Origin of the sequence: Pseudomonas asplenii (assembly GCF_001293465.1) — a bacterium.
Lineage (GTDB): Bacteria > Pseudomonadota > Gammaproteobacteria > Pseudomonadales > Pseudomonadaceae > Aquipseudomonas > Aquipseudomonas fuscovaginae_B.
The window spans coordinates 1-26,123 of sequence record NZ_JSYZ01000025.1 but is presented as its reverse complement, the minus strand read 5'-3'; the positions used below and the strand labels follow the sequence as shown (position 1 = coordinate 26,123).

At 63.1% G+C, this 26,123-nt stretch carries 27 protein-coding genes, 1 tRNA gene and 1 pseudogene; 15 read left to right on the top strand and 14 right to left on the bottom strand.

Features of this window, described 5'->3' with window-relative positions:
* Positions 1–258 precede the first annotated feature (258 nt).
* Genes PF66_RS26780 through PF66_RS26770 form a run of 3 tightly spaced genes read left to right on the top strand, consistent with a single transcriptional unit; the run spans position 259 to position 2,732 of the window.
* Positions 259–762, top strand: coding sequence for a hypothetical protein (locus tag PF66_RS26780; protein ID WP_239687914.1), 504 nt, complete (start codon positions 259–261; stop codon positions 760–762).
* Positions 763–822: 60 nt separating this feature from the next.
* Complete coding sequence (locus PF66_RS26775; RefSeq protein WP_054064323.1) at positions 823–2,100, top strand: transporter; 1,278 nt, start codon at positions 823–825, stop codon at positions 2,098–2,100.
* Between the two features lie 2 nt (positions 2,101–2,102).
* Entirely contained in the window at positions 2,103–2,732 is a 630-nt protein-coding gene (locus PF66_RS26770; RefSeq protein ID WP_081005892.1) for a C39 family peptidase, read from the top strand.
* 85 nt (positions 2,733–2,817) lie between these two features.
* On the opposite strand, the gene PF66_RS26765 is transcribed toward PF66_RS26770, so the two are convergent.
* From PF66_RS26765 to PF66_RS26735, 7 genes and pseudogenes are all read right to left on the bottom strand, one after another.
* Positions 2,818–3,177 (bottom strand): Na+/H+ antiporter subunit G, encoded by a 360-nt coding sequence (locus PF66_RS26765; protein ID WP_054057065.1) that lies wholly within the window; start codon positions 3,175–3,177, stop codon positions 2,818–2,820.
* Entirely contained in the window at positions 3,174–3,452 is a 279-nt protein-coding gene (locus tag PF66_RS26760) for a K+/H+ antiporter subunit F (RefSeq protein ID WP_054057064.1), read from the bottom strand. The genes PF66_RS26765 and PF66_RS26760 overlap by 4 nt, the downstream gene beginning before the upstream one ends.
* Positions 3,449–3,937, bottom strand: coding sequence for a Na+/H+ antiporter subunit E (locus PF66_RS26755; RefSeq protein ID WP_054064322.1), 489 nt, complete (start codon positions 3,935–3,937; stop codon positions 3,449–3,451). Before PF66_RS26755 ends, PF66_RS26760 begins: the two co-directional genes overlap by 4 nt.
* On the bottom strand, positions 3,934–5,613 hold the full coding sequence (locus PF66_RS26750) for a monovalent cation/H+ antiporter subunit D (RefSeq protein WP_054064321.1): 1,680 nt from the start codon (positions 5,611–5,613) through the stop codon (positions 3,934–3,936). Before PF66_RS26750 ends, PF66_RS26755 begins: the two co-directional genes overlap by 4 nt.
* A complete protein-coding gene (locus PF66_RS26745; RefSeq protein ID WP_007986256.1) occupies positions 5,610–5,954 on the bottom strand; it encodes a Na+/H+ antiporter subunit C in 345 nt (114 codons plus the stop codon). Before PF66_RS26745 ends, PF66_RS26750 begins: the two co-directional genes overlap by 4 nt.
* Positions 5,954–8,884, bottom strand: coding sequence for a monovalent cation/H+ antiporter subunit A (locus tag PF66_RS26740; protein ID WP_054064320.1), 2,931 nt, complete (start codon positions 8,882–8,884; stop codon positions 5,954–5,956). The genes PF66_RS26745 and PF66_RS26740 overlap by 1 nt, the downstream gene beginning before the upstream one ends.
* Positions 8,885–9,069: 185 nt before the next feature.
* Positions 9,070–10,093, bottom strand: a pseudogene (locus PF66_RS26735) (DMT family transporter).
* A gap of 12 nt (positions 10,094–10,105) precedes the next feature.
* Here PF66_RS26735 and PF66_RS26730 point away from each other — a divergent pair.
* The 12 genes from PF66_RS26730 (at position 10,106) to PF66_RS26675 (ending at position 21,655) form a co-directional block, all read left to right on the top strand.
* Complete coding sequence (locus tag PF66_RS26730; protein ID WP_054057059.1) at positions 10,106–10,669, top strand: helix-turn-helix domain-containing protein; 564 nt, start codon at positions 10,106–10,108, stop codon at positions 10,667–10,669.
* A gap of 229 nt (positions 10,670–10,898) precedes the next feature.
* Positions 10,899–12,101 carry an SfnB family sulfur acquisition oxidoreductase gene (locus PF66_RS26725; RefSeq protein WP_054064319.1) on the top strand — a complete coding sequence of 401 codons (1,203 nt, stop codon included), beginning with the start codon at positions 10,899–10,901 and terminating at the stop codon, positions 12,099–12,101.
* Positions 12,102–12,110: 9 nt separating this feature from the next.
* Entirely contained in the window at positions 12,111–12,566 is a 456-nt protein-coding gene (locus PF66_RS26720; RefSeq protein ID WP_054057057.1) for a hypothetical protein, read from the top strand.
* Positions 12,556–13,953: an LLM class flavin-dependent oxidoreductase gene (locus tag PF66_RS26715; RefSeq protein WP_054064318.1), complete on the top strand. Its 1,398-nt coding sequence runs from the start codon at positions 12,556–12,558 to the stop codon at positions 13,951–13,953. Before PF66_RS26720 ends, PF66_RS26715 begins: the two co-directional genes overlap by 11 nt.
* A 138-nt stretch (positions 13,954–14,091) precedes the next feature.
* Positions 14,092–15,087, top strand: coding sequence for an AMP-binding protein (locus tag PF66_RS26710; RefSeq protein ID WP_054064317.1), 996 nt, complete (start codon positions 14,092–14,094; stop codon positions 15,085–15,087).
* A complete protein-coding gene (locus PF66_RS26705) occupies positions 15,084–15,860 on the top strand; it encodes an ABC transporter ATP-binding protein (RefSeq protein ID WP_054064316.1) in 777 nt (258 codons plus the stop codon). The genes PF66_RS26710 and PF66_RS26705 overlap by 4 nt, the downstream gene beginning before the upstream one ends.
* Complete coding sequence (locus tag PF66_RS26700; RefSeq protein WP_054059301.1) at positions 15,860–16,741, top strand: branched-chain amino acid ABC transporter permease; 882 nt, start codon at positions 15,860–15,862, stop codon at positions 16,739–16,741. Before PF66_RS26705 ends, PF66_RS26700 begins: the two co-directional genes overlap by 1 nt.
* Before the next feature lie 3 nt (positions 16,742–16,744).
* The gene (locus PF66_RS26695; protein ID WP_054059302.1) at positions 16,745–17,794 is read left to right on the top strand and encodes a branched-chain amino acid ABC transporter permease; all 1,050 of its coding nucleotides are present in this window, start codon (positions 16,745–16,747) and stop codon (positions 17,792–17,794) included.
* A gap of 36 nt (positions 17,795–17,830) precedes the next feature.
* A complete protein-coding gene (locus PF66_RS26690; RefSeq protein WP_054064315.1) occupies positions 17,831–19,171 on the top strand; it encodes an ABC transporter substrate-binding protein in 1,341 nt (446 codons plus the stop codon).
* Positions 19,172–19,174: 3 nt separating this feature from the next.
* A complete protein-coding gene (locus tag PF66_RS26685; protein ID WP_054064314.1) occupies positions 19,175–19,942 on the top strand; it encodes an ABC transporter ATP-binding protein in 768 nt (255 codons plus the stop codon).
* Positions 19,943–19,956: 14 nt separating this feature from the next.
* Entirely contained in the window at positions 19,957–21,423 is a 1,467-nt protein-coding gene (locus PF66_RS26680) for an FAD/NAD(P)-binding protein (protein ID WP_054064313.1), read from the top strand.
* A gap of 158 nt (positions 21,424–21,581) precedes the next feature.
* Positions 21,582–21,655 (top strand) — tRNA-Cys (locus PF66_RS26675).
* Between the two features lie 100 nt (positions 21,656–21,755).
* On the opposite strand, the gene PF66_RS26670 is transcribed toward PF66_RS26675, so the two are convergent.
* The 7 genes from PF66_RS26670 to PF66_RS26640 form a co-directional block, all read right to left on the bottom strand.
* The gene (locus PF66_RS26670) at positions 21,756–22,823 is read right to left on the bottom strand and encodes a tyrosine-type recombinase/integrase (protein WP_054064312.1); all 1,068 of its coding nucleotides are present in this window, start codon (positions 22,821–22,823) and stop codon (positions 21,756–21,758) included.
* 3 nt (positions 22,824–22,826) lie between these two features.
* Positions 22,827–23,063 (bottom strand): DUF4224 domain-containing protein, encoded by a 237-nt coding sequence (locus tag PF66_RS26665; protein ID WP_054064311.1) that lies wholly within the window; start codon positions 23,061–23,063, stop codon positions 22,827–22,829.
* Between the two features lie 44 nt (positions 23,064–23,107).
* Complete coding sequence (locus PF66_RS26660) at positions 23,108–23,341, bottom strand: hypothetical protein (protein WP_241494453.1); 234 nt, start codon at positions 23,339–23,341, stop codon at positions 23,108–23,110.
* A 540-nt stretch (positions 23,342–23,881) separates the two neighbouring features.
* Entirely contained in the window at positions 23,882–24,313 is a 432-nt protein-coding gene (locus tag PF66_RS26655; protein WP_054064309.1) for a hypothetical protein, read from the bottom strand.
* 431 nt (positions 24,314–24,744) lie between these two features.
* Positions 24,745–25,266: a hypothetical protein gene (locus PF66_RS26650; RefSeq protein ID WP_054064308.1), complete on the bottom strand. Its 522-nt coding sequence runs from the start codon at positions 25,264–25,266 to the stop codon at positions 24,745–24,747.
* Positions 25,263–25,460, bottom strand: coding sequence for a hypothetical protein (locus PF66_RS26645; RefSeq protein WP_054064307.1), 198 nt, complete (start codon positions 25,458–25,460; stop codon positions 25,263–25,265). Before PF66_RS26645 ends, PF66_RS26650 begins: the two co-directional genes overlap by 4 nt.
* The coding region (locus PF66_RS26640; protein ID WP_425357920.1) for a DUF4406 domain-containing protein at positions 25,457–26,123 on the bottom strand (667 nt) is incomplete at its 5' end. The genes PF66_RS26640 and PF66_RS26645, both read right to left, overlap by 4 nt.

The window sequence follows — 26,123 nt, the reverse complement described above, 5'->3', positions numbered from 1 at the left end:
CGCGACCCCGGCCGTTCCTCGCCGGTTTTTGCCTTGCCTAACCTGCGTTTCAAACAATTTCGTACACAGCCTACGGGAAAATGGACTTTCAGACATGAGCTCACGCTGTAAGGCGTCCATGTCAACTCCCGGTTTGAGCAAGTGTCTTCACAACCCGATTACTCAATCCATCACGTCGCACCCGCGAATGATGGGCTTCATGAGTAAGCTTGGCATTTATATGCCTTAACGTTCCTTAAACCAAACCGAGGTACATGGATGAAAAACCTAGTAAAGTCCGCAATGGCGGCTGCATTGATTCTGGCTGTGCCTGCAATCAGCCATGCCGGGAATCCCATTCTGGAATCGCTGAAGTCCCAGGGCCTCCAGCCTGCCGAACTGAGCGATAAACAACTGGGTGATATCAAGGGCGCCGCCCTTATTACCGGCCAACCGATGCCCAGCGTAACGCAAGGGTTGCAAACCTATCATGTCACCTGGAAGAAGTTCGGCAGCCAGAGTGACTATCGCTCCTACAATATTGTGGGTACCTCCTATGATCCGCATGGGGTTTATACGTACGACTACGATGGCGGTACCTACTATGTTGCAGGTGACCGTTGGCTCGCTGACAAAACCAGCAACGTAGGGGCATGGAATCTGGCGTACGCAACGGAGATTGATCTGCATGTGCAAGTACTCCATCCCGAAACCAAGCAGCCAAGTGTTTATGGCTTCCGCACGAGTTCCTGGAATCGCCCTATCTCAACGTTCTCCTGGTAACTAAAAACTGGAAGTCATAGCGCTGTCTATGGCTTCCACCATCGCCGCAAGGGTTTCTTGATGATTTGCAATTCGCAGCATTTTCAAAAAATGTATTTTTTTCTATTTCTGATTGCCCCCTTCGCCTATGGTGACAATATCAAATTAAAAAGTGGAGACAGGTATTCGGGGAATATCATCTCCTATACAAACGGCATCTGCGTATTTGATACACGATATGGTGCGGCAATCAGGATCCCTACCGCCGAAATCGAAAACATTGCGACAGACACTCAATACCATGTTGAGTTCTCGAGTGGCGAAAAGGTCATCGGGCAGCTGAAAACCGACAGTGCTGGTCTGACCTCGATAAACTCGCAGACCTTTGGCACATCCCCGATCGCCATAGGATCGATAAGCCGAATAGTGAAGTCCTTCAGCCACACTGAGACAGAGCAGAGGGTCAAGGCCGGTGAGGGTGCCAAGGGAAACGAGCAGAAGGAGTATGGTGCCGAGACGGAAAACCAGGCTCCCCTGGATTTCCTGACCGGATCCACCGTACTGCTTTCTCCCGGGAAGGTCGAGCTGGACTTGAGTTCGACCTACAAGCAAAGCCGCACCCAGTACAGTCTTCCCGCAGCAGGCTACTTTCAGAAATCGTCCTACTCCGCGCGCCAACTGGAACTGCGTCCGACTATCAGGGCAGGGCTGTACGAGGGGGTGGAGGTATACGCAAGCGTGCCCATGACCTATAGCCGGGTGCAAGACGTATCAAGCAACGAGTACATCAGAAGCACCAGCTCGTGGGATATGGCCGACATTTCCTTTGGTGGCCAGTATCAACTGACACAGGAAACGGAGAGTACCCCGGCAATATCTGCCACGTTCGATGTCAGTGCCCCGACGGGCAGGAAAAAATACAACTCCTTCAGTGACAGTTGGAAGGACCCGCTGAACAATGGTAGCGGGCACTGGAGTGTCGCTCCGGGGCTGGCATTCGTCAGGTCCACCGACCCTGCCATCCTGTTTGGTGGTTTCAATTACCAGTATTTCTTTGCCAACAAGGTTGACGGCTACGATGTACAGCCTGGCTGGGTTGTCAATACGTACTTCGGTGTGGGGTTCGCTCTGAATGAGCGTTTGTCCCTCGGCTCCAGGTTTTCCTATTCTTACAGTTCAAACATGAAGGCCGAGCACGAAACTATCTATGGTTCCGACTCGGATCCGATGGATATCACCTTGAATGTTTCCTACAGACTATCCGAAAGCTGGCTGATTTCCCCGAGCATCACGTACGGCCTGAACAACGACTCCGGGCCGGCCGCGCTATCCATAAGTTTGAAGAAGAATTTGAACTAACCATGAACAACGCCCCGGTCTTCACGATGCTTGCAGTACTTTTATTTTCAGGTGCAAGCAGTGCAGCGCCAAAGATAACATCGCTGCAACAGCTGAAATTTTCTGGAATTCAGCGCCAGACGCTTGACTATTCGTGTGGTGCTGCTTCGCTCACGATACTCCTGAATCAGTACTTCTCTGACAGCATTGGGGAACAGCAGATACTGTCCGAAATCATTCATAGGCTGTCAAAAGAAGAGCTGCTGGATCGAGTCCGGAAAGGTTTTTCAATGCTTGATCTGAAAAACGCGGCAGAAAATCTTGGTTATAACGCTGCTGGAGTCATGCTGCCACTGGAGGCGGCATCAAGGTTGAAAGGTCCCACCATCATCCTTTTAAGGCGTAAGGAATTGAATCATTTTGTCGTGCTGAAAGGCGTCAGCCAGGGAAAGGCTTTCCTGGCAGATCCTGCCAGGGGGAATCTGAGAATGCCACTGTACGAACTTCAAAAGCAGTGGCATGGCGAAACGTTGATCGTTGGGCGCGATGATGTCGGTCTGATTCAAGACCATCTGCTCGCCCTACCCAACACCAGGAGCCTCTACCCGGAAAGCAATACTGTACGGACTCTTCAGCAGCTACCATTCAAGTAGACTCAGGATCCGTGGCAGATATCCTGAAGCCAGCTCCCGAAGGACGGTGCAGTGCCTGGGGAGAAAGGGCGCCGGTAGCGGCATCTCAGCTGCCGCCCTCGGGGCGCCCGCTGCTGACTTCTCCCGGCACGTCATCACCGGCCATGCGCTTGCGGAACAGCCCGGTGCGGGCCAGCAGCAAGGTGGTGACCGGTACGGTGATCGACAGCAGGATCGGGATCAGCCAGGCATGCATCACCGGTTCCGACTTGAGCGCGGAAAAGTACAGGATCGAGGCCAGCGCCACGCACCAGGCGCCGATGGTCGAGGCCAATGCCGGCGGGTGCATGCGCTGGAAAAAGTCCTTCATGCGCAACAGGCCGATGGCGCCGCACAGGGCGAACAGGCTGGCCAGCACCAGCAATACCGCCACCGGAATCTCGATCCACAACGACAGTTCATTCATTCGATCACCTCGCCACGCAGGAGGAATTTGGCCAGGGCAAAGGAGCCGACGAAGCCGAACAGAGCGATCAGCAGCGCCGCCTCGAAGTAGGTGTCGCTGGCATAGCGGATGCCCAGCACCAGCATCATCAGCATGGCGATGATGTACAGGTAGTCCAGCGCCAGGACCCGGTCCTGTGCCGAGGGGCCCTTGAACAGCCGCACCACGGTCAGGACCAGGGCCACGCTGAAGAGGAACAGACTGAACAGGATCGCGTTGGCGAGCAGTGCGCTCATTCGAAGATCTCCATCAGGGGGCGCTCGTAGGTGTCCTTGAAGTGCCGGATAAACAGCGCTTCCTCATCCAGGTCGAACACGTGCAGCAGCAGGATGCTGCGGTCCAGCGCCAGTTCCGACCAGACCGTGCCGGGAATCACCGTGCAGATCATCGACAGCGCGGCCAAGCCGTTGGCGTCGCGCAGGTCCAGCGGCACCTTGATGAACGCCGAGCGCGGCGGTCGCCGACCGGCGTTGAGCACGCCCCAACCGACGGCCAGGTTGGATACGATCACATCTCGGCCCACCAGCAGGAACAGACGCAGGATCACCCAGGGGCGGCGGATGCGGATCGGCAGCGGCCGCAGGGGCGCCATCATCAGCGGCGCCAGGAAGCCCAGGGCTGCACCCAGCAACAGCTGGCCGGGACTGACCGAAAGGTTCAGCACCAGCCACAGCAGCCACAGCGCCAGGGAGAGCCAGGGCGCGGGGAACAGGCGTTTCATGGCTGCACCTCCTGCGCGACGGCCTTGACTGCCGGGCTCGGCAACGCGCGGGTCGCCAGCACTGTACCGATATAGTGCCCGGGGTTGGCGAGGCTGGCGGCGGTGGCCTGGGTGTAGCGCAGCAGCGGCTCGGCCTTGACGGTCAACAGGATGCACAGGCCGAGCAGGACGACGATGGACAGGCACTCGAAGCGGCGCAAGGTCGGCGACGGGCGGTCCGCCGGGCTCCAGAAGCGCTGCACGCCCATGCGGGTGAAGGCGATCAGCGAGGCCAGCCCGGACACCACCAGCAGTACCACCAGGGCCCAGGCCGCGGGCGAGATCGGCGCGGCCTGGCCGAGCCCCAGGGAGTTGAGCAGGGCACTGAGCAGGCTCAGCTTGGCGATGAAGCCCGACAGTGGCGGCATGCCGATGATCAGCAGGGCGCAGGCGATGAAGCTCAGGCCGAGGAAGGCCATGGTCCAGGGGATCACCTGGCCCACCACGGCTTTCTGTTCGTCGTCCAGGTTGGTGCCGGGGCGTGGGTGCAGCGATTCCAGCGGTCGGGGCAGCGGGTCGATGTCTTCGTCCAGCGGCAGCTCGTTGGCCGAGCGCGAACGTTCGATCAACTCGCTCAGCAGGAACAGGGCGCACATCGCCAGGGTCGAGCTGACCAGGTAGAACAGCGCGCCCGCCGTCAGGTTCGGCTGGGCGAAGCCGACCGCCGAGAGCAGGATGCCCGCCGATACCAGGATGCTCAGGCTGGCCATGCGTTCCAGGCGCTGGGCCGCCACGATGGCAATGGCGGCAACGCCGATGGTCGCCATGCCGCCGTAGATCAGCCAGTCGCCGCCGAAATACGCCGAGGCGCCGGCCTGGCCGGAGAACAGCAGGGTCCACAGGCGCAACAGGGTATACACGCCAACCTTGGTCATGATCGCGAATATCGCCGCCACCGGCGCGCTGGCCGAGGAGTAGGCCGGCACCAGCCAGAAGTTCAGCGGCCACATGCCGGCCTTGGCCAGGAACGCCACGGCGAGGATCGCCGCACCGGCGTGCAGCAGGCCACGGTCGGCCTCCGGCACCAGCGGGATCTTCACCGCCAGGTCGGCCATGTTCAGGGTCCCGGTCACGCCATAGATCAACGCCGCGCCAATCAGGAACAGCGACGAAGCCAGCAGGTTGATCGCGATATAGTGCAGGCCCGAGGACACCCGCGCCCGCCCGGAGCCGTGCAGGATCAGGCCATAGGAGGCCGCCAGCAGCACTTCGAAGAACACGAACAGGTTGAACAGGTCTGCCGTCAGGAAGGCGCCGTACAGACCCATCAGCTGGATCTGGAACAGGGCATGGAAGCTGCTGCCGGCACGGTCCCAGCGGGCCATGGCGAACAGCAGGGCACACACGCCGACGATGCCGGTGAGCACCAGCATCAGCGCCGAAAGGCGGTCGACCACCAGCACGATGCCGAACGGCGCCTGCCAGTTGCCCGGCAGGTACACGCCGATGGAGGCGGGCTCCACCGATTGCTGGCTCCAGATCAGCAGCCACACGGAAATACCCAGCCCCAGCAGGCTCGAGCATAGGTTGAGGCGGGCCTTGAGCGGGCGGTGCTTCTCGCCGAGCATCAGCATCAGCGCGGCGGTCAGCAGCGGCAGCAGGATAGGGGCGACGATCAGGTGCGGTAGCAAACTCATTCCTTGGGCTCCCGACCGTCCACATGGTCGGTGCCGGTCAGGCCCCGGGATGCCAGCAGGACCACCAGGAACAGCGCGGTCATGGCGAAGCTGATGACGATCGCCGTCAGCACCAGCGCCTGGGGCAGCGGATCGGTGTAGTGCAGCAGGTCCTGGGGCACGCCGTCCTTGATGATCGGCTCCTTGCCGATGAACAGGCTGCCCATGCTGAAGATGAACAGGTTGACCCCGTAGGACAACAGGCACAGGCCCATCACCACCTGGAAGGTCCGGGGCCGCAGGATCAGCCAGACGCCGGAGGCGGCGAGTACCCCGATGGCAATGGCAATGACTTCTTCCATCAGGCGATTCCTCCCTTGAGTGCAGGCTTGCCGGGTGATGCGGTCAACTGACCGGGTCGGTGCGCACGAACCGACTGGTGCGCCAGCGCCGTGAGGATCAGCAGGGTCGAGCCGACCACCACCGCGTACACGCCGATGTCGAAGAACAGCGCACTGGCGACATGGATATCGCCCAGCAGCGGCAGGTGCTGGTGTGCGGTGTGGGTGGTCAGGAACGGATACCCGAAGGCCATCGCCCCCAGCCCGGTGAGCGTCGCGCAGAGCAGCCCGAAGCCCATCCAGCGCAACGGCCGCAGGCTCATCTGTGCCTCGACCCACTGGGTGCCGGCGACCATGTATTGCAGGATGAACGCCACCGACATCACCAGGCCGGCGACGAAGCCGCCGCCGGGCTGGTTGTGGCCGCGCATGAACAGGTACATCGAGACTACGAAGGCAATCGGCAGCAGCAGGCGCACCAGCACTGCCGGCACCATCATGAAGCCCAGCGCGGTGTCGCTGGCGCTGCGCGGGTTGACCAGGTCGGTGACCACATCGCTGGCCAGCAGGCGTTGCTGGTTGGGCAGCTCGAGGCTCTCGCGCGGCGGGCGGAAACGACGGAGCAGGGCGAAGATCGCCAGCGCGGTAGCCACCAGCACGGTGATTTCCCCGAGGGTGTCGAAGCCGCGGAAGTCCACCAGCATCACATTGACCACGTTGCTGCCGCCGCCTTCGGGCAGGGCCCGGCTGAGGTAGAACGAGGAAATGTCGTTCGGCGTCTGGCGGGTGAGCATGGCGTAGGACAGCAGCGCCATGCCGCCACCGACCAGCACCGACAGCAGCAGGTCGCGCAGGCGGCGAATACGCGCCTTGCGCAGGCTGTTGGGCAGCGGCGAAACCTCTTCGATTCGCCGTGGCAGCCAGCGCAGGCCGAGCAGGATCAGCACCGTGGTGACCACTTCGACCACCAGTTGGGTCAGGGCCAGGTCCGGTGCGGAAAACCAGACGAAGGTGATGCAGGTCATCAGGCCGCAGACACTGACCATGGTCAGTGCCGCCAACCGGTGGTACTTGGCCTGCCAGGCGGCGCCCAGGGCGCAGGCAATGGCCAGCAGCCAGAGGGTGACGAAGACGATCGAGCCGGGGATCTTCGGCCGGTCGCCCCAGCTCAGGCTGCTGTGCAGCATCGGGATCAGCCCGGCCACCAGCGCTGCCAGCACCAGCAGGAACAACTGCGGCTGCAGGCGCTGGGTGCCGAGCAGGCGGGTCAGGCGCCGCGCCAGGCGCATCTTCAGTACCAGTACCGATTCGAACAGGCGCTTGCCGTCCAGGCGGCCGATCAGCGGCGGACGGGCGAAGCGTCCGCGCTTGAGCTGGTTGCGCAGCAGCAGATAGAGCAGCACGCCGGCGGACATGGCGATCAGGCTCATGACCATCGGTGCATTCAGGCCGTGCCAGATCGCCAGGCTGTACTCCGGCAGGCTGCCACCGACCACCGGCAGGGCGGCGGCGGCGAGGATCGCGCCGACCACCTGGGCCGGGAAGATCCCCACCAGCAGACAGGTGAACACCAGCAGCTCGACCGGTGCGCGCATCCAGCGTGGCGGCTCATGGGGAGTGTGGGGCAGGTCGGTGGCCGGTGGGCCGAAGAACACGTCGACGGTGAAGCGCAGCGAATAGGCGACGCTGAAGGTGCCGGCGATGGTCGCGATGATCGGCAACGCCGCTTCGACCCACGCCGTGGAGTTGATGAACACCGTCTCGGCGAAGAACATTTCCTTGGACAGGAAACCGTTGAGCAGCGGCACCCCGGCCATTGCGGCACTGGCGACCATCGCCAGGGTGGCGGTGAACGGGATCAGCTTGACCAGCCCGCTGAGCTTGCGGATGTCGCGGGTGCCGCTTTCATGGTCGATGATGCCGGCGGCCATGAACAGCGAGGCCTTGAAGGTGGCGTGGTTGAGAATATGGAACACCGCGGCCACGGCGGCCAGCGGGCTGTTCAGGCCCAGCAGCAGGGTGATCAGGCCCAGGTGGCTGATGGTCGAGTAGGCCAGCAGGCCCTTGAGGTCGTTCTGGAACATGGCGCAGTAGGCGCCGAGCACCAGCGTTGCGGCACCGGCACCGCCGACGATCCAGAACCATTCCTCGCTGCCCGACAGCGCCGGCCACAGCCGCGCCAGCAGGAACACCCCGGCCTTGACCATGGTCGCCGAGTGCAGGTAGGCCGAAACCGGGGTGGGCGCGGCCATCGCCCGCGGCAGCCAGAAGTGGAAGGGGAACTGTGCGCTCTTGCTCAGCGCGCCGATCAGGATCAGTGGCAGCAACACGGGGTAGAGGGCATGGGCGCGGATTTTGTCACCGGCCGCCAGCACCGCATCCAGCTCGTAGCTGCCGACCACATGGCCGAGGATCAGCACCCCCGCCAGCAGGCACAGGCCGCCGGCGCCGGTGACGGTCAGCGCCATGTAGGCGCCGCGCCGGGCATCGGAGCGGTGGTGCCAGTAGCCGATCAGCAGGAACGAGAACAGGCTGGTCAGTTCCCAGAAGAACACGATCTGGATCAGGTTGCCGGACAGCACCAGGCCGAGCATCGCTCCCATGAACGCCAGGAAAAAGGCGAAGAAGCGTGGCACCGGATCGTCCGGCGACATGTAGTAGCGCGCGTAGAGCGACACCAGCGTACCGATGCCCAGCACCAGCATGGAAAACAGCCAGGCGAAACCATCCAGGCGCAGCACCAGGTCCAGGCCGAGGCTGGGCAGCCAGCTGACGGTCTGGTGGATCACGCCGCCGTGGGCGATCTGCGGGTAGAACAGGGCCATCTGAACCGTTCCGACCAGGGCAACCACACCGGCCAGGATCGATTCGCTGTTGCGCGCATTATGGGGCAGCACGGCTGCCAGACAGCTGCCTAAAAAAGGCAGAAGCAGTAGAACTATCAGTGACATAGGCTTCTAATCTGCAGGAGTTTGCGAAGGATCATACGTGGCCCGTCCGGGATCACCAACCCGGAAGCTGTCGCAGAATCCTACAAGGAGAGTGGCAAATGCCTGATATACCTGCCCGAAGAGTAGCAGTGTAGGAGCGTGGCTTGCCCGCGAAGAACGATCACGCGATCTCTAATTAATCTCCATCAGGGATTATTCGAATCCAGCCCCTGCGCTTCGACACCTTCCTCAACCGCCTCGGCACCCTTGCCCCTGGTCTTCAACTCACTGACGATCACTGCCGCCACGATCAGCCCCGCCCCGAGCAACGCCAACCCCGGCAACCGCTCACCCGCCAGCCGCCCGGCGATCCCGGCCCAGACCGGCTCGCCGGCGTAGATCAGCGTGGCTCGGGTCGGCGATACGCTCTTTTGCGCCCAGTTCATCGCCACCTGGATCGCCGCACTGGCGGCGCCCAGGCCGACGGCGCTGAGCAGCAGCGTCCAGGAAAACGTCGGCAACGCTTCCCGGGTCGGTGCGATCATCAGCAAGGCCAGCACCGAGGCGGTGCCCAGTTGCACCACGGTGACGCGGCGTACATCGACCTTGCCGGCATAGTTGCCGATCAGAATGATCTCGGCGGCAATCGCAATGGCGCTGAGGATGGTGGCGACTTCCCCCGAACTGAAATTCAGCTCGGCGCCGTTCGGTCCGGACAACAGCATCAGCCCGGTAAAGGCCAGCATGATGCCGATGCTGGGCATCAGGCCCGGCCGCTTGCCCAGCACCAGCCACTGCAACAGCGGCACGAAAGGCACGTACAGGGCGGTGATGAACGCCGACTGGCTGCTGGGAATGGTTTGCAGGCCCACGGTTTGCAAGCCGTAGCCGAGCATGATCGCCGTACCGATGAAGACCCCGGCCTTCACCTCGAACGCCGTCATGCCCCGCAGGCTGCGGGCCGAGAACAGCGCGACGATAATGGCCGCGGCGGCAAACCGCAGCCCGACGAAGAACATCGGTCCGCTGACGGCCATGGCGTGCTGCACCAGCAGGAAGGTGCCGCCCCAGATCATGGTGATCAGGATCAACACGCACTCGGCTTTGCTGAACCGCAGCACCGAAGGGACTAAACTGCCGGATTTGACCGATACCATGGCCTTGCGCGCTTCCTGGAGTGAGACGCACAATGCGCCGAAAGATGGGCAGTATACTGCGCAAACCTAGCATGTGAGCAATATAGTGCACAAAGAAACTTCGCAACGCGCTTCGGTTCTGCAACACGTCAGCCTCAATGTCCGGCGTCTGCGCCATGCGGCACAGTTGAGCCAGGCGGCGCTTTCGGAAAAATCCGGGGTCAGCCGGCGGATGCTGGTGGCCATCGAGGCAGGGGAAAAGAATGTCAGCCTGACCACCCTCGACCGCGTGGCCGAAGCACTTGACGTAGCTTTCAGCGACCTGATCCAGGCTCCCGATGCCCGTGACCCGAGCCGCATCAACGAACTGGCCTGGGCCGGTTCGATCCCGGGGAGCAAGGCGGTGCTGCTGGCCAAGGCGATGGCCAGCCGCGAGGTCGAGCTGTGGGAATGGCGCCTGGAACCGGGGGAGGTTTATCACTCCGAGCCGGACAACGATGGCTGGAGTGAACAGCTGTATGTCTTCGAAGGATGCCTGACCGTCTGGCTGGGGGAAGAACAGCGCTCGGTGGCGACGGGAGAGTTCTTCATGTTCCCGAGCAACCAGCCCCATGGGTATCGCAATGATGGCGAGGTCGCGGTGCGCTTCGTGCGCAATGTGGTGCTGTAAGGTGAATGGCCTGGGCGGGCGATTCGTATATAGCCTAGGCTTCGACTGATGTCCCTCCGAGTGTTGCCAGAGCAACAGTAACTGGACAGTTTGGCTGTTTTTCAGTTGCGTCCATTTCTAGGTTTTTATCATAACTATCTGAAATTTAAGAAATTTATATTCAGGCACGACTCCTGCTATGTCCTCTGCATGCGTTCTTTCGCACTCAACAGGACTCTGGAGTCGGTCTATGACAGCTGCCGCCAAACCCACCACTGTCGCCTATGTCATCCGCTCGGATGAAGAGGCGATCGCCGCCGCCAGGCAACTGGCCGCACGTTTTGCCGTCGAGGCCAGCGCACGCGACCGCGAACGCCGCCTGCCGGGCGCCGAGCTCGATGAGTTCTCCGCCACCGGCCTGTGGGCCATCACCGTGCCCAAGGCCTACGGCGGTGCCGGGGTGTCCTATGTGACGGTGGCCGAGGTGATCAAGATCATCTCGGCGGCCGACCCGTCCCTGGGGCAGATCCCGCAGAACCACCTCGGCGTGCTCGACATCCTGCTGCAGACCGCCAGCGAAGAGCAGAAACGCCACTACTTCGCCAAGGTGCTGGAAGGCTACCGTTTCGGCAACGCCTTCTCCGAAGCCAAGAGCAGGAATGCCGGCACCTTCGACACCCGCATCCGCTTCGACGGCGACAGTGCGGTGATCAATGGCGAGAAGTTCTACTGCACCGGCGCCCTGTTCGCCCATATCGTCCCGGTGGTCGGCCTCGACGAGGCGGGCAACGCGCAGATCGCCTTCGTCGAGCGTCATGCCCCGGGCCTGACCATCGTCGACAACTGGGACGGTTTCGGCCAGCGCACCACCGCCAGCGGCAACGCCCTGTTCGTCGATGTCCGCGTGCCGCGCAGCAGTGTCATTCCCGCTCATCTGGCCTTCGACCAGCCCACCGCCAACGGCCCGATCTCGCAGATCATCCAGGCCGCGGTCGATACCGGTATCGCCCTGGGCGCCCTCGAGGAAACCAAACGCCACGCCCGCCAGGCTCGCCCGTGGATCGACAGCCAGCAGGAACACGGCTGGCAGGACCCGTTCAGCCTCGCGGCCATCGGCGACCTGGAATGGCGGGTGCACGGCACCGAGGCGATTCTGGAAAAGGCCGGTCGGGCCATCGACCATGCCCTGGCGCAGCCCAGCGAGGACAGCGTCGCCGAGGCCTCGGTGGTGGTGGCCCAGGCCAAGGTGCTCTCCGCCGAAACCTCATTGCTCGCCGCCAGCAAGCTGTTCGAACTGGCCGGCACCCGCTCGGTGCTGGGCAAGCACAACCTCGACCGCCACTGGCGCAACGCCCGCACCCACACGCTGCATGACCCGGCGCGCTGGAAATACCACCTGATCGGCAACTACCTGCTCAACGGCGTCAAGCCGGCCCGGCATGCCTGGAACTAGGAGTCCGCGATGAACGCATTGAATCAAGCCATTCCCCGTGATGCCGCGCTGAACCATGCCGGCGCTGACCTGCAGGCTGCCCGCAGCGGCCTTGAACGGACGCTTGCCGCCGTGCGCGGCCACGCCAGCCAGGCACGCGATCCGCAGGTGATCAGCCAGTTCGGTGACCTGCAGATCCGTATCGAGGTCGCCACCGCCCTGATCGAGCGTGCCCAGCGTTTCGCCGACGGCCCCCAGGACGAGGCGGAAAAGCTCATTGCCGCCACCGAAGCGGCGATCGCCAGCGCCGAGGCCCTGCAACAGGTGGGTAACACCGAGTGGGCGCTGACCGGTCAGCGTGCCGTAGTGTCACCCAGCCATGACCCGCTGCAGGACCCCCTGCACCTGAAATACAAGCTGATTGGCAACTTCCGCCTCAATGGCGTGCTGCCCGACCGTTCCAGGAGTGCTGTCGATGTCCCGTGAAATTCGCCTCAATGCCTTCGACATGAACTGCGTGGGCCACCAGTCCCCCGGTCTGTGGGCCCACCCACGGGATCGTTCCTGGCAGTACAAGGACCTGGAGTACTGGACCGACCTGGCGAAGATTCTCGAGCGTGGCAAGTTCGACGGCCTGTTCATCGCCGACGTGCTCGGCATCTACGACGTCTACAACGGCAACGGTGATGCAGCGATCCGCCAGGCGGCGCAGGTGCCGGTCAACGATCCGCTGCAACTGATCCCGCCGATGGCGCTGGTGACCGAGCACCTGGGGTTCGGCCTGACCGCTTCGCTGTCCTTCGAGCACCCGTATCCGTTCGCCCGGCGGCTGTCGACCCTCGATCACCTGACCAGGGGCCGGGCTGGCTGGAACATCGTCACCTCGTACCTGGAGAGCGGGGCGAAGAACCTCGGCCAGCGCGCCCAGACCGAACACGATGCGCGCTACGACTACGCCGAGGAGTACCTGGAGGTCTGCTACAAGCTCTGGGAAGGCAGTTGGGAAGACGGCGCGGTGCTGCGTGATCGCGAGCGCAAGCTGTTCAGCGACCCGCGCAAGATCCACGAGATCCAGCACTTCGGCAAACACTTCCAGGTGCCCGGCATTCATCTGTGCGAGCCGTCGCCACAGCGCACGCCGGTGCTGTACCAGGCCGGCGCGTCGAGTCGCGGCAAGCAGTTCGCCGCCGAGCACGCCGAATGCGTGTTCGTCGCCGCACCGTCCAAGGTGCTGCTCAAGAAGGTGGTGGCTGACATCCGCCGACGTGCCGCCGAGGCGGGGCGCGATCCGAAGAGCATCCTGATCTTCAACCTGCAGACGGTGATCGTCGACGAGACCGACGCCAAGGCCAGGGCCAAGTTCGAGGAATACAAGTCCTACGTCAGCTACGAAGGCGCGCTGGCGCTGATTTCCGGCTGGACCGGGATCGACTTCAGCCAGTTCAAGCCGGACGAGCCGCTGCGGCATGTACACACCAATGCGATCCAGTCGGCCGTGGAGACCTTCTCCACGGCGGACCCGAACCGGGTGTGGACGCCCCACGAGTTGGCCGACTGGGTGGGGATCGGCGGCTTCGGACCGCTGTTCGTCGGTGGGCCACAGACGGTGGCCGACCTGCTGCAGGAGTGGGTCGAGGAGACCGACGTAGACGGCTTCAACCTGGCGTATGCGCTGACCCACGAGACTTTTGTCGATGCGGTCGAGTGGCTGGTGCCGGAGCTGCAGAAGCGCGGCGTGTACAAGAAGGAGTACGCGCCGGGGACCCTGCGCGAGAAGCTGTTCGGGGCAGGGCCGAAGCTGGCGGATATCCATCCGGGAGCCGGGTACCGGGACCTGGCGGCGTTGCAGCAGAAGCCGGTGCGCTCGGCCTGAGGGGCGGGCGGTGGCCTTGAGGACGCCTTCGCGGGGTTGCCCGCCAATAGCCCTGAAAACAACACCCACAACTTTACAGACATACCCCATTGCCGCCAGCGGACCACCGCACGCCAAACCACAGCAAGAGGTGAGCCCATGAGCGTGCACGAACTCAAGCGTCCGCCCGCGACCCTGTCACCGCAACCGGAAACGGTCTCGATCTTCCCCGCCGCCCTCGAACAACTGCGGCACTGGGCCCAGGTCAGCCCGCTGCATAGCGCCCTGCGCCACAAGCGCCACGGCCAGTGGCACAGCTGGCGCTGGATCGACACCCTGCGTGAGGTCGAGCGCCTGGCCGACGGCCTGCGCCAGCAGGGTTTCACGGCCGATTCGCGGCTGGCCCTCAGCGGCGCCCTTGAACCCAATCTGCTGCTGTTGGCCCTGGCGGCCCATTCCATTGGCGGCCGGGTCTTCAGCCTGGCCCCGGACCTGAGTGTCGAAGCCCTCGGCCGGGCATTCTGGCGCCTGCACCCGAGCCACGGCTTCGTCGACAGCCGCCAGCAACTGCTCGACTGGATCGCCGCCGGCGATGCGGACAGCGCTCCCCGGGTGCTGATCGCCAACCAGTTGCCGGGTCGCCTGCCAGGCTTGCCACGGCAAACCGTGCTGGACTTCGCCGGCCTCTGCGGCGATAGCCCGGAACCGCGACCGATCGTGCTCTGGCGCGCACCGGCCGCCCAGCCACAACTCTGGAGCGAGGAGGACAGCGGCTGGCAGGGCGGCCTGGCGGTGGTGCTCGAGCAATGGCTGAACAGCGGCCACAGCCTGGCCTTCGCCGAAAGCCGCGACAGTGCCAGCCGTGATCGTCGCGAAGTGGCCCCGTCCGGGTTGCTGCTTTCCCCCGAGCGCCTGCAAGGCCTGGCCGACGAGATCGAACAGCGTCTGGCGCCCCAGAGCACCTGGCGCCGCCGGCTGTGCGAATGGTCGCTGGCCCATCCCGAACGCTTCGTCGCGCGCCTGCTCAAGCAGCGCGTAAGGCGCCTGCTGGGGTTCCAGCGCCTGCAATACATCTGGCAGCCGAGCCACCCCGCGAAGCTGCCGGCAACCTTCAACCAATGGCGGCTCCAGGCCCCGGGACGGAAAAGCGCATGAGTGTGGCCGAGCCGATTTTGCAGGTGCGGGACATATCCCTGTCGTTCAAGGGTGTGAAAGCCATCAACCAACTGTCGTTCGACGTCCGCCGCGGCGAGATCTGCGCGTTGATCGGGCCCAACGGCGCGGGCAAGAGTTCGCTGCTCAACCTGTTGAACGGCGTCTACCGCTTCGACAGCGGTGAGATCGTCTTCGAACGCCAGCGCTTTCGTCGTATCGATCCGCTGGACGCCGCGCGCCGCGGCATCGGTCGCACGTTCCAGAACAATGCGCTGTTCAAGAAGATGAGTGTGATCGACAACCTGCTCACCGGCCTGTCGCGCTACCAGCGCAGCCACTTCCTCGAACAGGCCCTGGGCCTGCCGCGGGCGCGGCGCGAGGCCGAGGCGTTTCGGCGCCAGGCCCAGCAGATCCTGCAGTTGCTTGAACTGCAGGCCCTGCGCGAGGTGCCGGTGGGCAATCTGTCCTATGGCTTGCAAAAGCGCGTCGAGCTGGGCCGGGCTCTGATCGCCGGGCCGACCCTGTTGCTGCTGGACGAGCCCATGGCCGGGATGAACGCCGAGGAAAAACAGGAAATGGCCCGGTTCATCGCCGGGGTCAATCGCGACCTCGGTACCACCGTGGTGCTGATCGAACATGACATGGGGGTGGTGATGGGCCTGTCCGATCACGTGGTGGTGCTCGACTACGGGCGCAAGGTCGGCGACGGTACGCCGGCCGAAGTGCAGGCCAACCCGGAGGTGATCGCCGCCTACCTGGGAGCGGTGCACTGATGGCCTTCTTCCTGGAAACCCTGCTCGGCGGCCTGCTCGCCGGCACCCTGTATTCGCTGGTCGCCATCGGCTTCGTGCTGATCTACAAGGCCAGCGGGGTATTCAACTTCGCCCAGGGCTCGATGCTGCTGTTCGCCGCGCTGACCTTCGTCAGCCTGCACGAGCGTGGCGTGCCCTTTGCCCTGGCGCTGCTGCTGACGGTGGCGGTGATGGTGATCGGTGCGCTGCTGATCGAACGCCTGGTGTTGCGGCCGCTGGTCAACCGTTCGCAGATCACCCTGTTCATGGCCACCCTCGGCCTGTCGTTCATTGTCGAGGGCCTGGCCCAGGGGCTGATGGGCTCGCAGGTGCGGGCGCTGGACCTGGGCATCGACGACGTGCCGCTGTTCGTCCACGGGGTGATGCTCAGCCAGTTCGACCTGATCGCCGCGGCCACCGCGCTGGTGCTGGTGGTGGTGCTCGCGCTGCTGTTCAACAAGACCCGCATCGGCGTGTCGCTGCGGGCGGTGGCCGACGACACCCAGGCGGCGCTGTCCATCGGCATTCACCTCAATCGCATCTGGCAGATCGTCTGGGCGGTGGCCGGGGTGGTCGGCCTGGTGGCGGGGCTGCTCTGGGGCGCGCGCCAGGGCGTGCAGTTCTCGCTGTCGCTGGTGGTGCTCAAGGCGCTGCCGGTGCTGATCATCGGCGGCTTCACCTCGATCGGCGGGGCCATCGTCGGCGGGCTGATCGTCGGCGCCGCCGAGAATCTCGCCGAGGTCTATATCGGCCCGCTGATCGGCGGTGGCATCACCCCCTGGTTCGCCTATGTCCTGGCGCTGGTCTTCCTTTACATCCGCCCGGCCGGCCTGTTCGGCGAGCGGGCCATCGAGCGAGTCTGAAACATGTCTGTTCCCGTGATCACTGAAACGGCACCCTGGGTGCTGGTTGAACGGCGCCTGCCGTGGAGCCTGATCGGCCTGTTGCTGCTGGCCTTCGGCGTAGTGCCGCTGGTGGGCAACGACTATTGGCTCAGCGCGATCCTGATTCCGTTCCTGGTGCTGTCCCTGGCCGGCCTGGGTCTCAACCTGCTGACCGGCTACACCGGGCAAACCTCGGTGGGCGCGGCGGGCTTCATGGCGGTCGGGGCCTTCGCCACCTACGGGTTCCTGCTGCGCCTGCCGGAGCTGGGCCTGCCTGTCGCGCTGCTCGGTGGCGGGGTGATCAGTGCGCTGGTGGGGCTGCTGTTCGGCCTGCCCAGCTCGCGGATCAAGGGCTTTTACCTGATGGTCACCACCCTGGCGGCGCAGTTCTTTTTGGAGTGGCTGTTCGTCAAGTTTCCCTGGTTCTACAACTACGGCTCCTCCGGGACCATCTCCGCGCCGAGCCTGAGCCTGTTCGGCCAGGACCTGAACACGCCGCTGGGGCGCTACCTGCTGACTCTGGTCACGGTACTGCTGCTGACCTGGACTGCGCGCAACCTGGTGAACAGCCAGACCGGGCGCAACTGGATGGCGATCCGCGACATGGACACCGCCGCCGCCGTGATCGGCATCCCGGTGGCACGCTACAAGCGCCTGGCGTTCGCTGTCAGCTCGTTCTACCTCGGCATCGCCGGCGCGTTGTGGGCCTTCGCCTACCTCGGGACGGCCAGCGCCGGCAGTTTCGACATCAATCGTTCGTTCCAGATCCTGTTCATCATCATTATCGGCGGCATGGGCAGTATCGCCGGCAACTTCATCGGCGCGGCTTTCATCAGCCTGCTGCCGATCCTGCTCAGCCACCTCGGCCAGGCCCTGCTGGGCGGTGCGGTGGATGCCGGGCAATTGCAGAACCTGCAGAAAATCATCTTCGGCGTGCTGATCATCCTGTTCCTGGTCAAGGAACCGGAGGGGCTGATCCGCCTGCTGGGCAATACCCGCGACCGGCTGCGCCACTGGCCGTTGCGCTTCTGACTTCCCGACCCGACATCCCTGGAGACCGATTCGACCATGCGTGCATTGTTCAAGCGTTCACTGACCGCCACCGCCCTGGCCCTGAGCATCCTCGGTGCGGCGGCACCCCTGGCCCAGGCCTCGCCGGACCAGCAGTTCTTCCCCTTGGCCACCTACCGGGTCGGCGCCTACGCCTCCAGCGGCGTGCAGGTGTGGGCGGGGATGATCGACTACCTCAACTACATCAACGAGGTCGAGGGCGGCATCAACGGCGTCAAGCTGGTGTGGCAGGAGTGCGAGACCGAGTGGACCGCCGAGAAGGGCATCGAGTGCTACGAGCGCTTCAAGAACGGCCTGGATGGCGCGCCGGTGGCGGTCTACCAGCCGAATGGCGCGCCGGCGGCCTATGCCTTGAGCGAGCGCGCGGAAGTCGACAGGATCCCGCTGATCACACTCGGCTACGGGCGCACCGAAGCCACCGACGGCAAGGTGTTCCCCTACAACTTCCCGGTGATGCTGACCTTCTACAGCGAAGCCTCGACCCTGGTGAACTACATCGCCCAGCGCGAAGGTGGCTTCGACAAGCTCAAGGGCAAGAAGATCGCCACCGTCTACCACGACTCGGCCTACGGCCGTGAAACCCTCGGCCCACTGAAGTTGCTGGCAGAGAAGTACGGCTTCGAGAACATCCAGATCCCGGTGGCCGATCCCGGCAACGAGCAATCGGCGCAATGGCGCCAGGTGCGCCAGCTCAACCCGGACTGGGTGTTCCTGCGCACCTGGGGCGTATCGACCCCGGTGGCGGTCAAGACCGCCGCGCGCTTCGGCTTCCCGGTCGACCATATCATCGGCGACATCTGGGCCAGCTCCAGCGAGGACGTGCTGCCGGCCGGCGCCGCGGCCAAGGGCTACCTGGCACTGACGCCGTACCCGGCGGGGACTGACTTCGAGATCCACAAGCGCCTCAAGCAATACATCCTCGACAAGGGCAAGAGCGACCTCAAGGACCTGAGCAACTTTGGCAGCGTGTACTACAACTCCGGCCTGGTGAACGCCGCCATCGCCGTGGAGGCCATCCGCACCGGCCAGGCCAAGTTCGGCAAGCGGCCACTGCACGGGGAGGAGGGCCGTTGGGGCCTGGAACACCTGGATATCGACGATGCCCGGCTCAAGGCCATGGGTTTCTACGGCCTGATGCAGAACCTCAAGCTGTCCTGCAGCGACCACGAAGGCGGCGGCTCGGCGCGGGTGCAGCAATGGGATGGCGCGCACTGGAGCCTGGTCAGCGACTGGATCGCCGCCGACCGCGCCCTGCTGCGGCCATTGATCGACGAAAAGTCGGCGGCCTTCGCCAAGGAAAAGAACCTGACCCCGCGCACCTGCGCGGCAGGCGAGTGAGCCATGGGCCAGGCGGCGATTGAAACGGGCTTGGCGCCACTGCTGCAGGTCGAGGACATCGAGGTGATCTACGACCGCAGCATCCTCGCGGTGTCCGGTGTGTCCCTGAGCGTGCCGCGGGGCGGCATCGTGGCCTTGCTCGGTGCCAATGGCGCCGGCAAGAGCACCACCCTCAAGGCCATCTCCGGGCTGGTACGCGCCGAGCGTGCGCAGGTGACCCGCGGCAGCATCCACTTCCAGGGCCGGGACAGCCTGGCGGTGGAGCCCAACCAGCGCGTGCGCGACGGCCTGGTGCATGTGCTGGAGGGGCGCCACGTGTTCGGCCAACTGACGGTGGAAGACAACCTGCGCAGCGGCGGTTTCGTTCGCGGCCTCAGCCGCCGTGAGCTGCAGGACGACCTGGAACGGCTGTATGCCTGGTTCCCGCGTTTGAAAACCAAGCGCAAGACCCAGGCCGGGCTGACCTCCGGTGGCGAGCAGCAGATGGTCGCCATCGGTCGGGCGCTGATGACCCGGCCGACTTTAGTCTTGCTCGACGAGCCATCCATGGGCCTGGCGCCTATTATCGTGGAAGAGATCTACGAGATCGTCGCCCAGCTCAACCGCGAGCAACAGGTGAGCTTCCTGATTGCCGAACAAAACATTAACGTAGCGTTGAAATACGCCACTCGCGGCCATGTGCTCGACACTGGCCGGGTGGTGCTCAGCGGAACGTCGGACGAATTGCTGGCCCGGAGCGACCTGCAGGATTTCTACCTGGGCAGGCACTGACAAGAGAGCGAAGAATGAGTGAAGTCCTGAGCGGACAGGCGACACACGCCATCCCGCCGGCAGCGGAGCAGGCTGACGTACTGATCGTCGGCGGTGGCTTGAGCGGAACCATGCTGGCGGTGCAGTTGCTGCGCCTGCCGGGGCGGCGGCGGGTGCTGATCGTCGAACCGCGGGCCGAACTCGGCCGCGGCGAAGCCTACAGCGCCACGGAACTGGGCCACACCTTGAACGGCAACGCGGCGCGCATGAGCGTCGACCCGGACAACCCCGACGACCTCACCCAGTGGCTCACGGCCTACATTGCCCAGGGCGGCTGGCCGGAGTCGGACCAGCAGCACGTGCCGGTCAGCGAACTGTTCATGCCCCGGGGCCTCTTCGGCCTCTACGTGCAGCAACGCCTGGCCGAGGCGCGGGAGCAGGGCGCGGCCTGGGGCTCGACCGCCGAGCATGTGCACGGTGAAGTGGTCGACCTGCACAGCGACAGCGACGGAGTGCGCCTGATACTGGCCGATGGTCAGCCGTTGCATTGCGCCCATGCGGTATTGGCGACCGGCATGTTCCCGGCCTCGCGCACCCGCCAGAAACAATCCAGCGGCCTCAACGCCGCCGCCGTCGACCCCTGGGACGTCGCCACCCTGTCGCGCCTCGACCCTCAAGGCACGGTCCTGATCATCGGCTCCGGCCTGACCATGGTCGATGCCGTGGTCTCCCTGGAACAGGCTGGCCATCGCGGGCCGATCCGCGTCTTCTCCCGCCACGGCCTGCTGCCCCATGTTCGCCGCCAGCCGCCGACCTGGGTCGACTTCCTGGCGGCTGACCACAGCCTTCGCAGCCCGTTGCAACTGCTGCGCGAAGTGCGCCGGCAGTGTATCGAGGCCATTGAGGCCGGTATCGACTGGCAGGCGCCCCTGGACACGGTGCGTGCCCATATCGGCCGGTTATGGAGCCAGGCCACCGACGTTCAGCGCCGGCAGTTCGTGCGTCATGTGCGGCCCTGGTGGGAAAGCCATCACCACCGCTCGCCGCCGCTGAGCGCCGAACTGGTGGAGCGCCTGCACAGGGAAGGGCGGTTGACCATCGAGGCGGCTTCGCTCAAGGGGCTGGGCGACGTGCGGGATGGGCAGGTGAGCATCAGCATCCGGCCACGGGGCGAGTCACAGACCGTGACCGTCAGCGGTGTAGGCCTGATCAACTCCACCGGTATCGAATACGACTGGCGCCGGGTGGATCGTCCGTTGCCGCAGCAACTGCTGGCGCGCGGGTTGATTCGTCCGGGGCCACTGGCCCTGGGGATTGCGGTGGATGCTGGTGGTGCGGTGGTGGATGGCGAAGGCGATGTTTCGACACGGCTGTTCGCCATGGGCCCGCCGTTGCGCGGCATGTGGTGGGAGAGCACGGCAGTGACCGACGTGGCGATCCAGGCCAAGGCCCTGGCCGCGCGGCTGGTGCAATTGGCGGCTCGGGAGCAGGGTGAGGGCTGATCCAGAAAAATAAAAAATATTTAGAATTCAGGGGGTTGCCAGTGTCATTCAACTAGGACATAATGCGCGCCATCAGCACGGACGGCAACGTAGCGATCGCTGAAGAATCAAGGAGTTGCGGCAAGCAAAGCTTGCAAGGGCGCTCGATTCGACCCTGAGGCCGAGTAGCAAAATGGTTATGCAGTGGATTGCAAATCCATCTACGCCGGTTCGATTCCGACCTCGGCCTCCACTATTCAAAGCCCCGTAGATTAGCGTCTACGGGGCTTTTTCTTTGCCTGCGATATGGCAATCGCTTCCGCAAATAAATGCATCGCTTCCGCATCGTAGGTTCATTTGGTTGGGCTGACGATCTCGCCAACGCGACGATAGACCTTCTTCGTCATCTCTTCCTTCGAGTGCCCAAGCAGTCGACTTGCGTGCCCGATGTCCTCGATTTCGCTCGCTGCTTTTGGTCGGATATCCCGGAACTGGAATTTCCTGATCGTCGCCGCCAGCTCATCATCACCATCCGCCGCAGCCATGGAAGCAGCCTTTTCTCGAGCCTCGTCCCACCGGTTGCGCAGCATCGGGTAGCTCATTCTCAAACCAGACTGATTGGTTATCAGGATCGAGTTTTTGATTCCGGCCAGGTTCTTCCTTTCGAGAAGCTCGTCGATGAATCGGCTCAAGGCTGATTCCGACTCGCCATCGTGCAGCCGAATTCGCAGGCGCTTTTCCGTCTTTCCCTGGACGATGCTCAGGAATCCATTGTTTAGGTCGAGGCTCGATGTCTTGATGACGTCGCTTGGCCGCTGGCCAGTCAGGTAAGCCAGGTCCATGGCATCCTTCAGCTCCTGAGGCGCCACGGCATAAACCGCATCCCACACAGCCTCGCCGGCGTAGAAGTCGCGTGGCACCTCCTTGTTTCGACGCAGGCCCAGGCAGGGATTCGCCTGCGTCGTGAAGCCCCATTCGCGGGCGTGCGTAAAGATCGTGGAGAGCAGGGCAAGTTCGCGGTTTGCCCGAACCTTCGCGGTCCTGCCATCCCTGTACTGGGCCAGCACTTGAGTCGTAATCGCTTCAACTGGCGCGCCGCTGAACGCTTCCCTCAGTTTCTTCAAGCCTTTCGTGTAGTCGTCCCGCGTTCCCTTCTTCAGGCCAGGCATTACCCTGCCTTCATACTCGTCGAAAAGACGGTCCATCAGATGAACAGGCTTGGGCACGGCCTTCCTGTCGAGTCGCGCCCATTCGACCTTCGCCTCATCGAGGTTCGTCCCCAAAGGGGTTTCAACCCTTTTCCCCTCTGGGGTCTTGCCGCAATAGTAGTAACACGTCAGGACCTTCCCGCTTTTCAACGTCCGTATCCGCCGAATCATTCTCGGCGGCAGGTCTAGATTTGCCGCCTTCCTCCTTGCCATTGCTTAGCTCACCCTCGAAAGATCCAATGTCCATGTTTCTGCTACGGCGTTTGTGGCCGAGGGCTTCACTCCAGCCAACTTCAGGCGGGCATACACCCGACCGACCACTGGGCGCCTGGCGCCGGTCAGCACGTACTGCCATCCGTTGTTTGCCAGCCAGGCGATTTGTTTCCCGGGTAGGTGATACCCGGTGATCGCCGCGAGCTCTTCCTCGGCGAGTGTTTCGCTTTGAATTTCCATGTTTATCTCCATGCTGCCGGGTGCGGCAGATTTGAGTTTGTTGATCAGGCTGCGTTATGGATGCTGGCCGCAGCGCGGCGCCGGTTCATCAAGACCAGCAGTCGGTAGGCCTTGAAGCGGCGACCGTCGCCGGTATCGATTTCAGGAGCCAGGTTGGATAGGTCGCCCTCAAGCATTTCGAAGTAGAAGAGGTGCTCACCATCTCCACCCCATTCGGGCTGTTTGGTTGCCCAATCCCTCGCATGCACGCATGGCATGCAGGTCTTGAAAGTGTCCATAAGGCCCTCCCAAGCTCCGGCTGTTAGTTGGTACTGTTGGCCCGGGTCAATTCGGCCGCGGCATTCACAGCAGGAATGCCGTTTCCTGGCCGTTGGTTGAGATGTCGCCTGAAAATCAGACATAGGTCGTCCTTGCCCGCACTGCCGGCGGGCTGTGTTTAGGGAAAGGGTTACGCTGCGCTCTTGCGCGCTGGCGGTTCGGGCGGGTATCCGAAGTGCATCCGGACGCGGCCGGTGTAGCCGCACTCTCTGCATCCTGCCGGGGCGTGGGTGTCGTATCCGTAGCTGCAGCTGGAGCAATCGCAACTGCAGCCTGAACAGCGGACCGAGCAAACCGCGTCTATCTCTACTTCTCCCTGGGCGGTTATCGTGTAGTTGAAACGCCGGTCCAGTCGGAACCCAGTGATCTTTTCGGCTGCCTCATACGTGCCTGGCTCGATGCGGAAACCGAGCCGAGCTGATGGATCAGAAATGACTCGGCGAACTTTCCTCATCTCGACCCTCTGTAGATCAGGTAGGCCATGTAGGTGAGGGCGACCATCAGCATTCGCTCCAGTTCATGCCCTGGATGTATTCGCAAGGAACCATCAGGTGGTCAGGTGGCACGGTGCTCTCAGTCCGAGTGTCGCCGAAATACGCGATGGCGGCCTGTGCTCGTTCAAGTGAAAGCTGGGCATGTCGGATCTGCCAGGACTTTCGCTGCTTGTAAGAGCGCAGCGCCAGAGCCTTGTCGGTGTATGCGAATCGCCGTCCGTACTCCCCACCATCCTTCAGTACGCGCTTGCGGTGCTGCTTCAGCAGGGATTCACGTTGCGAGCCTCTGAATAGTTTTTCGTGGAACTCATCAACGATGTACCAGCACTGCTCGGTTTCGCCGATGACCACGTACTTCTTGCAGGTGACTTCCAGGCCTTTCGGGTCGAGCTCGTCGACGTAGCGATAATGGTCCGGGCCAAGCTTTTTCTTTTCCATGGGCGCACTTGTCCTTGCCGCTATGCCGCGGCTGAAATGGAGGGGGGTAGAGGAGTTACAGCGGAAGGAGTACAAATGTACTCCTGATAAGGAAATGAATACGAAACGTCTGACATTCTGGTGTGGCTTTACCACTTTGATGTCATAGTGGCTCCACAGGAACATCGACTCGTAATTCCGAGTCAGTCCTTTGGGGGCATCTGTCCAATGTGTAGCAAAGATGATTTTCGGTTAAACGCTCACCGACACCTCCTTGATTTGGAGGCCTGCAACTCAAGACTGATGGTTTTGATCGCATCGGACGAGGTGGAGGGCGTTTTCTGGGATGCTGCAGTTGAGTGTCACCGTAGGTCCTTTGATTCCTGGCTCAGCTTTTTGATTTCAAGTCCCACCCTTGGGTATCCAGTTGATACAGGGGTAGTCCCTCTGCTTTAGCTGATTGGCGCGCTCGGCTCTGCGCTGGCGGACAACGAGGCTTCGATACGGTCATGCAGGTCAACTGTCTCGCCCGTTGGCTCGTTTTCCGCCACCAGTGAGCACGTGCCAACAACCTCACGCAGCAGCGCCTCCAGCTCGGCCTTGCGTTGCCGCAGGTTGTTGGACACACGCTGCTCAACCTTGATGTCGCTGAGTGCGATTTTAAGCTCCTTGCGCAGCCGCTCGACCTCTCCAGCTGCTGCTGGAGCTGCGTGGGCGTAGAGCGGACCGAGCTTGGCTATTTCGCCGAGACAGGCGTTCCAGCCATCGGCGTAGCCTTGGTCCCAGTCGTGAGACATACCCGATTTTGCATTGCAGGATGGCAGCTTCACCGGCTCGCCCTGGTGCTGCTCGACAGGCTGTTCCAGGATTGCGCGCATCCTCGATCTGGATGTCACCAGTGGTGAACCCCAATCGTCAGCAAGGGAGACTGCAAGCTCACGCGGCACGCTGACCATCTTCTGTTCGTTGCTCATGCAGCCTCCTGCGGGTAGGTCTGTTCGCCCTTGGCGCCCTGGTCGGCGTCGTTGGCAATCTGATTGAGGGTCCGTGCCAGCTCGCGCAACTGGCCCGACGTGAGAAGCGCGCCGCGGGCGGGGAGGCCCTTGACGAATGTGAGGCCGCGTTCATCGATCGTGACGACGAACCGGGCCCGGACTTTCTGGCTCATACAGCCTCCATGTTCATCAGCAGGTTCTGGGCGTTCACAATCGTCATGCCCAGGCGCTGGCCGATAAGCACCTCCAGCTTCGCCCCCTCCGAGTTCTCCCAGCCCGGCAGGAGGCAGATAACCCCGCACAGGCCCAGGCGGGTGAGGTCGTAGGCCATGTAGTCGGCCCACTCGGCGCCCTCGACGACACCATGCTCTGCCGGATTCTCGACTATGTAGCCGAACGACCGTAGCTTGGCGGCTACGGCGTTGAAGGCAGGGAAGTTGAAGTCCTCGATGCCGGTCATCGGCCCGGCAACGTAGATGCGATTTTCGCGGGCGCTGGCGAGCGTCACTCCAGATGCCGCCGGCGGCGGCGATAGGTCGTGCCAGCTTTCCACCTCGAACTCTCCGGGGCGGAGACCAAGTTGCCTGCCGTTCGGCATGACAGCGGCGACCGCGCCGTGGCTGTTCGTCCAGACCGGCAAGATGTCCTGCTCCTTGGCGAAGGGCACTGGACCGTCGATGTAGGCGAATCCGATACCAGGCATAGGGTCGGCGGTGACGTTTTTCAGCATGCGCACGGTACGTGGTACTCGGTCGCCGTAGGGGTAGTCTGGCGAGCGCTTGTGCAGCGCCGGGCAGTCGATGTGCTTTGGTTCGGGCATGGGGATACCTCGCGGT

Bases quoted from the DNA above. Each gene is read 5' to 3' on its own strand.
- PF66_RS26655 (WP_054064309.1), bottom strand. From the start codon at position 24,313: ATGGAAAAGAAAAAGCTTGGCCCGGACCATTATCGCTACGTCGACGAG.
- PF66_RS26650 (WP_054064308.1), bottom strand. From the start codon at position 25,266: ATGAGCAACGAACAGAAGATGGTCAGCGTGCCGCGTGAGCTTGCAGTC.
- PF66_RS26700 (WP_054059301.1), top strand. From the start codon at position 15,860: ATGGCCTTCTTCCTGGAAACCCTGCTCGGCGGCCTGCTCGCCGGCACC.
- PF66_RS26690 (WP_054064315.1), top strand. From the start codon at position 17,831: ATGCGTGCATTGTTCAAGCGTTCACTGACCGCCACCGCCCTGGCCCTG.
- PF66_RS26710 (WP_054064317.1), top strand. From the start codon at position 14,092: ATGAGCGTGCACGAACTCAAGCGTCCGCCCGCGACCCTGTCACCGCAA.
- PF66_RS26780 (WP_239687914.1), top strand. From the start codon at position 259: ATGAAAAACCTAGTAAAGTCCGCAATGGCGGCTGCATTGATTCTGGCT.
- PF66_RS26705 (WP_054064316.1), top strand. From the start codon at position 15,084: ATGAGTGTGGCCGAGCCGATTTTGCAGGTGCGGGACATATCCCTGTCG.
- PF66_RS26645 (WP_054064307.1), bottom strand. From the start codon at position 25,460: ATGAGCCAGAAAGTCCGGGCCCGGTTCGTCGTCACGATCGATGAACGC.
- PF66_RS26660 (WP_241494453.1), bottom strand. From the start codon at position 23,341: ATGGACACTTTCAAGACCTGCATGCCATGCGTGCATGCGAGGGATTGG.
- PF66_RS26765 (WP_054057065.1), bottom strand. From the start codon at position 3,177: ATGAATGAACTGTCGTTGTGGATCGAGATTCCGGTGGCGGTATTGCTG.
- PF66_RS26665 (WP_054064311.1), bottom strand. From the start codon at position 23,063: ATGGAAATTCAAAGCGAAACACTCGCCGAGGAAGAGCTCGCGGCGATC.
- PF66_RS26695 (WP_054059302.1), top strand. From the start codon at position 16,745: ATGTCTGTTCCCGTGATCACTGAAACGGCACCCTGGGTGCTGGTTGAA.
- PF66_RS26770 (WP_081005892.1), top strand. From the start codon at position 2,103: ATGAACAACGCCCCGGTCTTCACGATGCTTGCAGTACTTTTATTTTCA.
- PF66_RS26745 (WP_007986256.1), bottom strand. From the start codon at position 5,954: ATGGAAGAAGTCATTGCCATTGCCATCGGGGTACTCGCCGCCTCCGGC.
- PF66_RS26715 (WP_054064318.1), top strand. From the start codon at position 12,556: ATGTCCCGTGAAATTCGCCTCAATGCCTTCGACATGAACTGCGTGGGC.
- PF66_RS26775 (WP_054064323.1), top strand. From the start codon at position 823: ATGATTTGCAATTCGCAGCATTTTCAAAAAATGTATTTTTTTCTATTT.
- PF66_RS26720 (WP_054057057.1), top strand. From the start codon at position 12,111: ATGAACGCATTGAATCAAGCCATTCCCCGTGATGCCGCGCTGAACCAT.
- PF66_RS26760 (WP_054057064.1), bottom strand. From the start codon at position 3,452: ATGAGCGCACTGCTCGCCAACGCGATCCTGTTCAGTCTGTTCCTCTTC.
- PF66_RS26685 (WP_054064314.1), top strand. From the start codon at position 19,175: ATGGGCCAGGCGGCGATTGAAACGGGCTTGGCGCCACTGCTGCAGGTC.
- PF66_RS26750 (WP_054064321.1), bottom strand. From the start codon at position 5,613: ATGAGTTTGCTACCGCACCTGATCGTCGCCCCTATCCTGCTGCCGCTG.
- PF66_RS26670 (WP_054064312.1), bottom strand. From the start codon at position 22,823: ATGGCAAGGAGGAAGGCGGCAAATCTAGACCTGCCGCCGAGAATGATT.
- PF66_RS26680 (WP_054064313.1), top strand. From the start codon at position 19,957: ATGAGTGAAGTCCTGAGCGGACAGGCGACACACGCCATCCCGCCGGCA.
- PF66_RS26725 (WP_054064319.1), top strand. From the start codon at position 10,899: ATGACAGCTGCCGCCAAACCCACCACTGTCGCCTATGTCATCCGCTCG.
- PF66_RS26755 (WP_054064322.1), bottom strand. From the start codon at position 3,937: ATGAAACGCCTGTTCCCCGCGCCCTGGCTCTCCCTGGCGCTGTGGCTG.
- PF66_RS26740 (WP_054064320.1), bottom strand. From the start codon at position 8,884: ATGTCACTGATAGTTCTACTGCTTCTGCCTTTTTTAGGCAGCTGTCTG.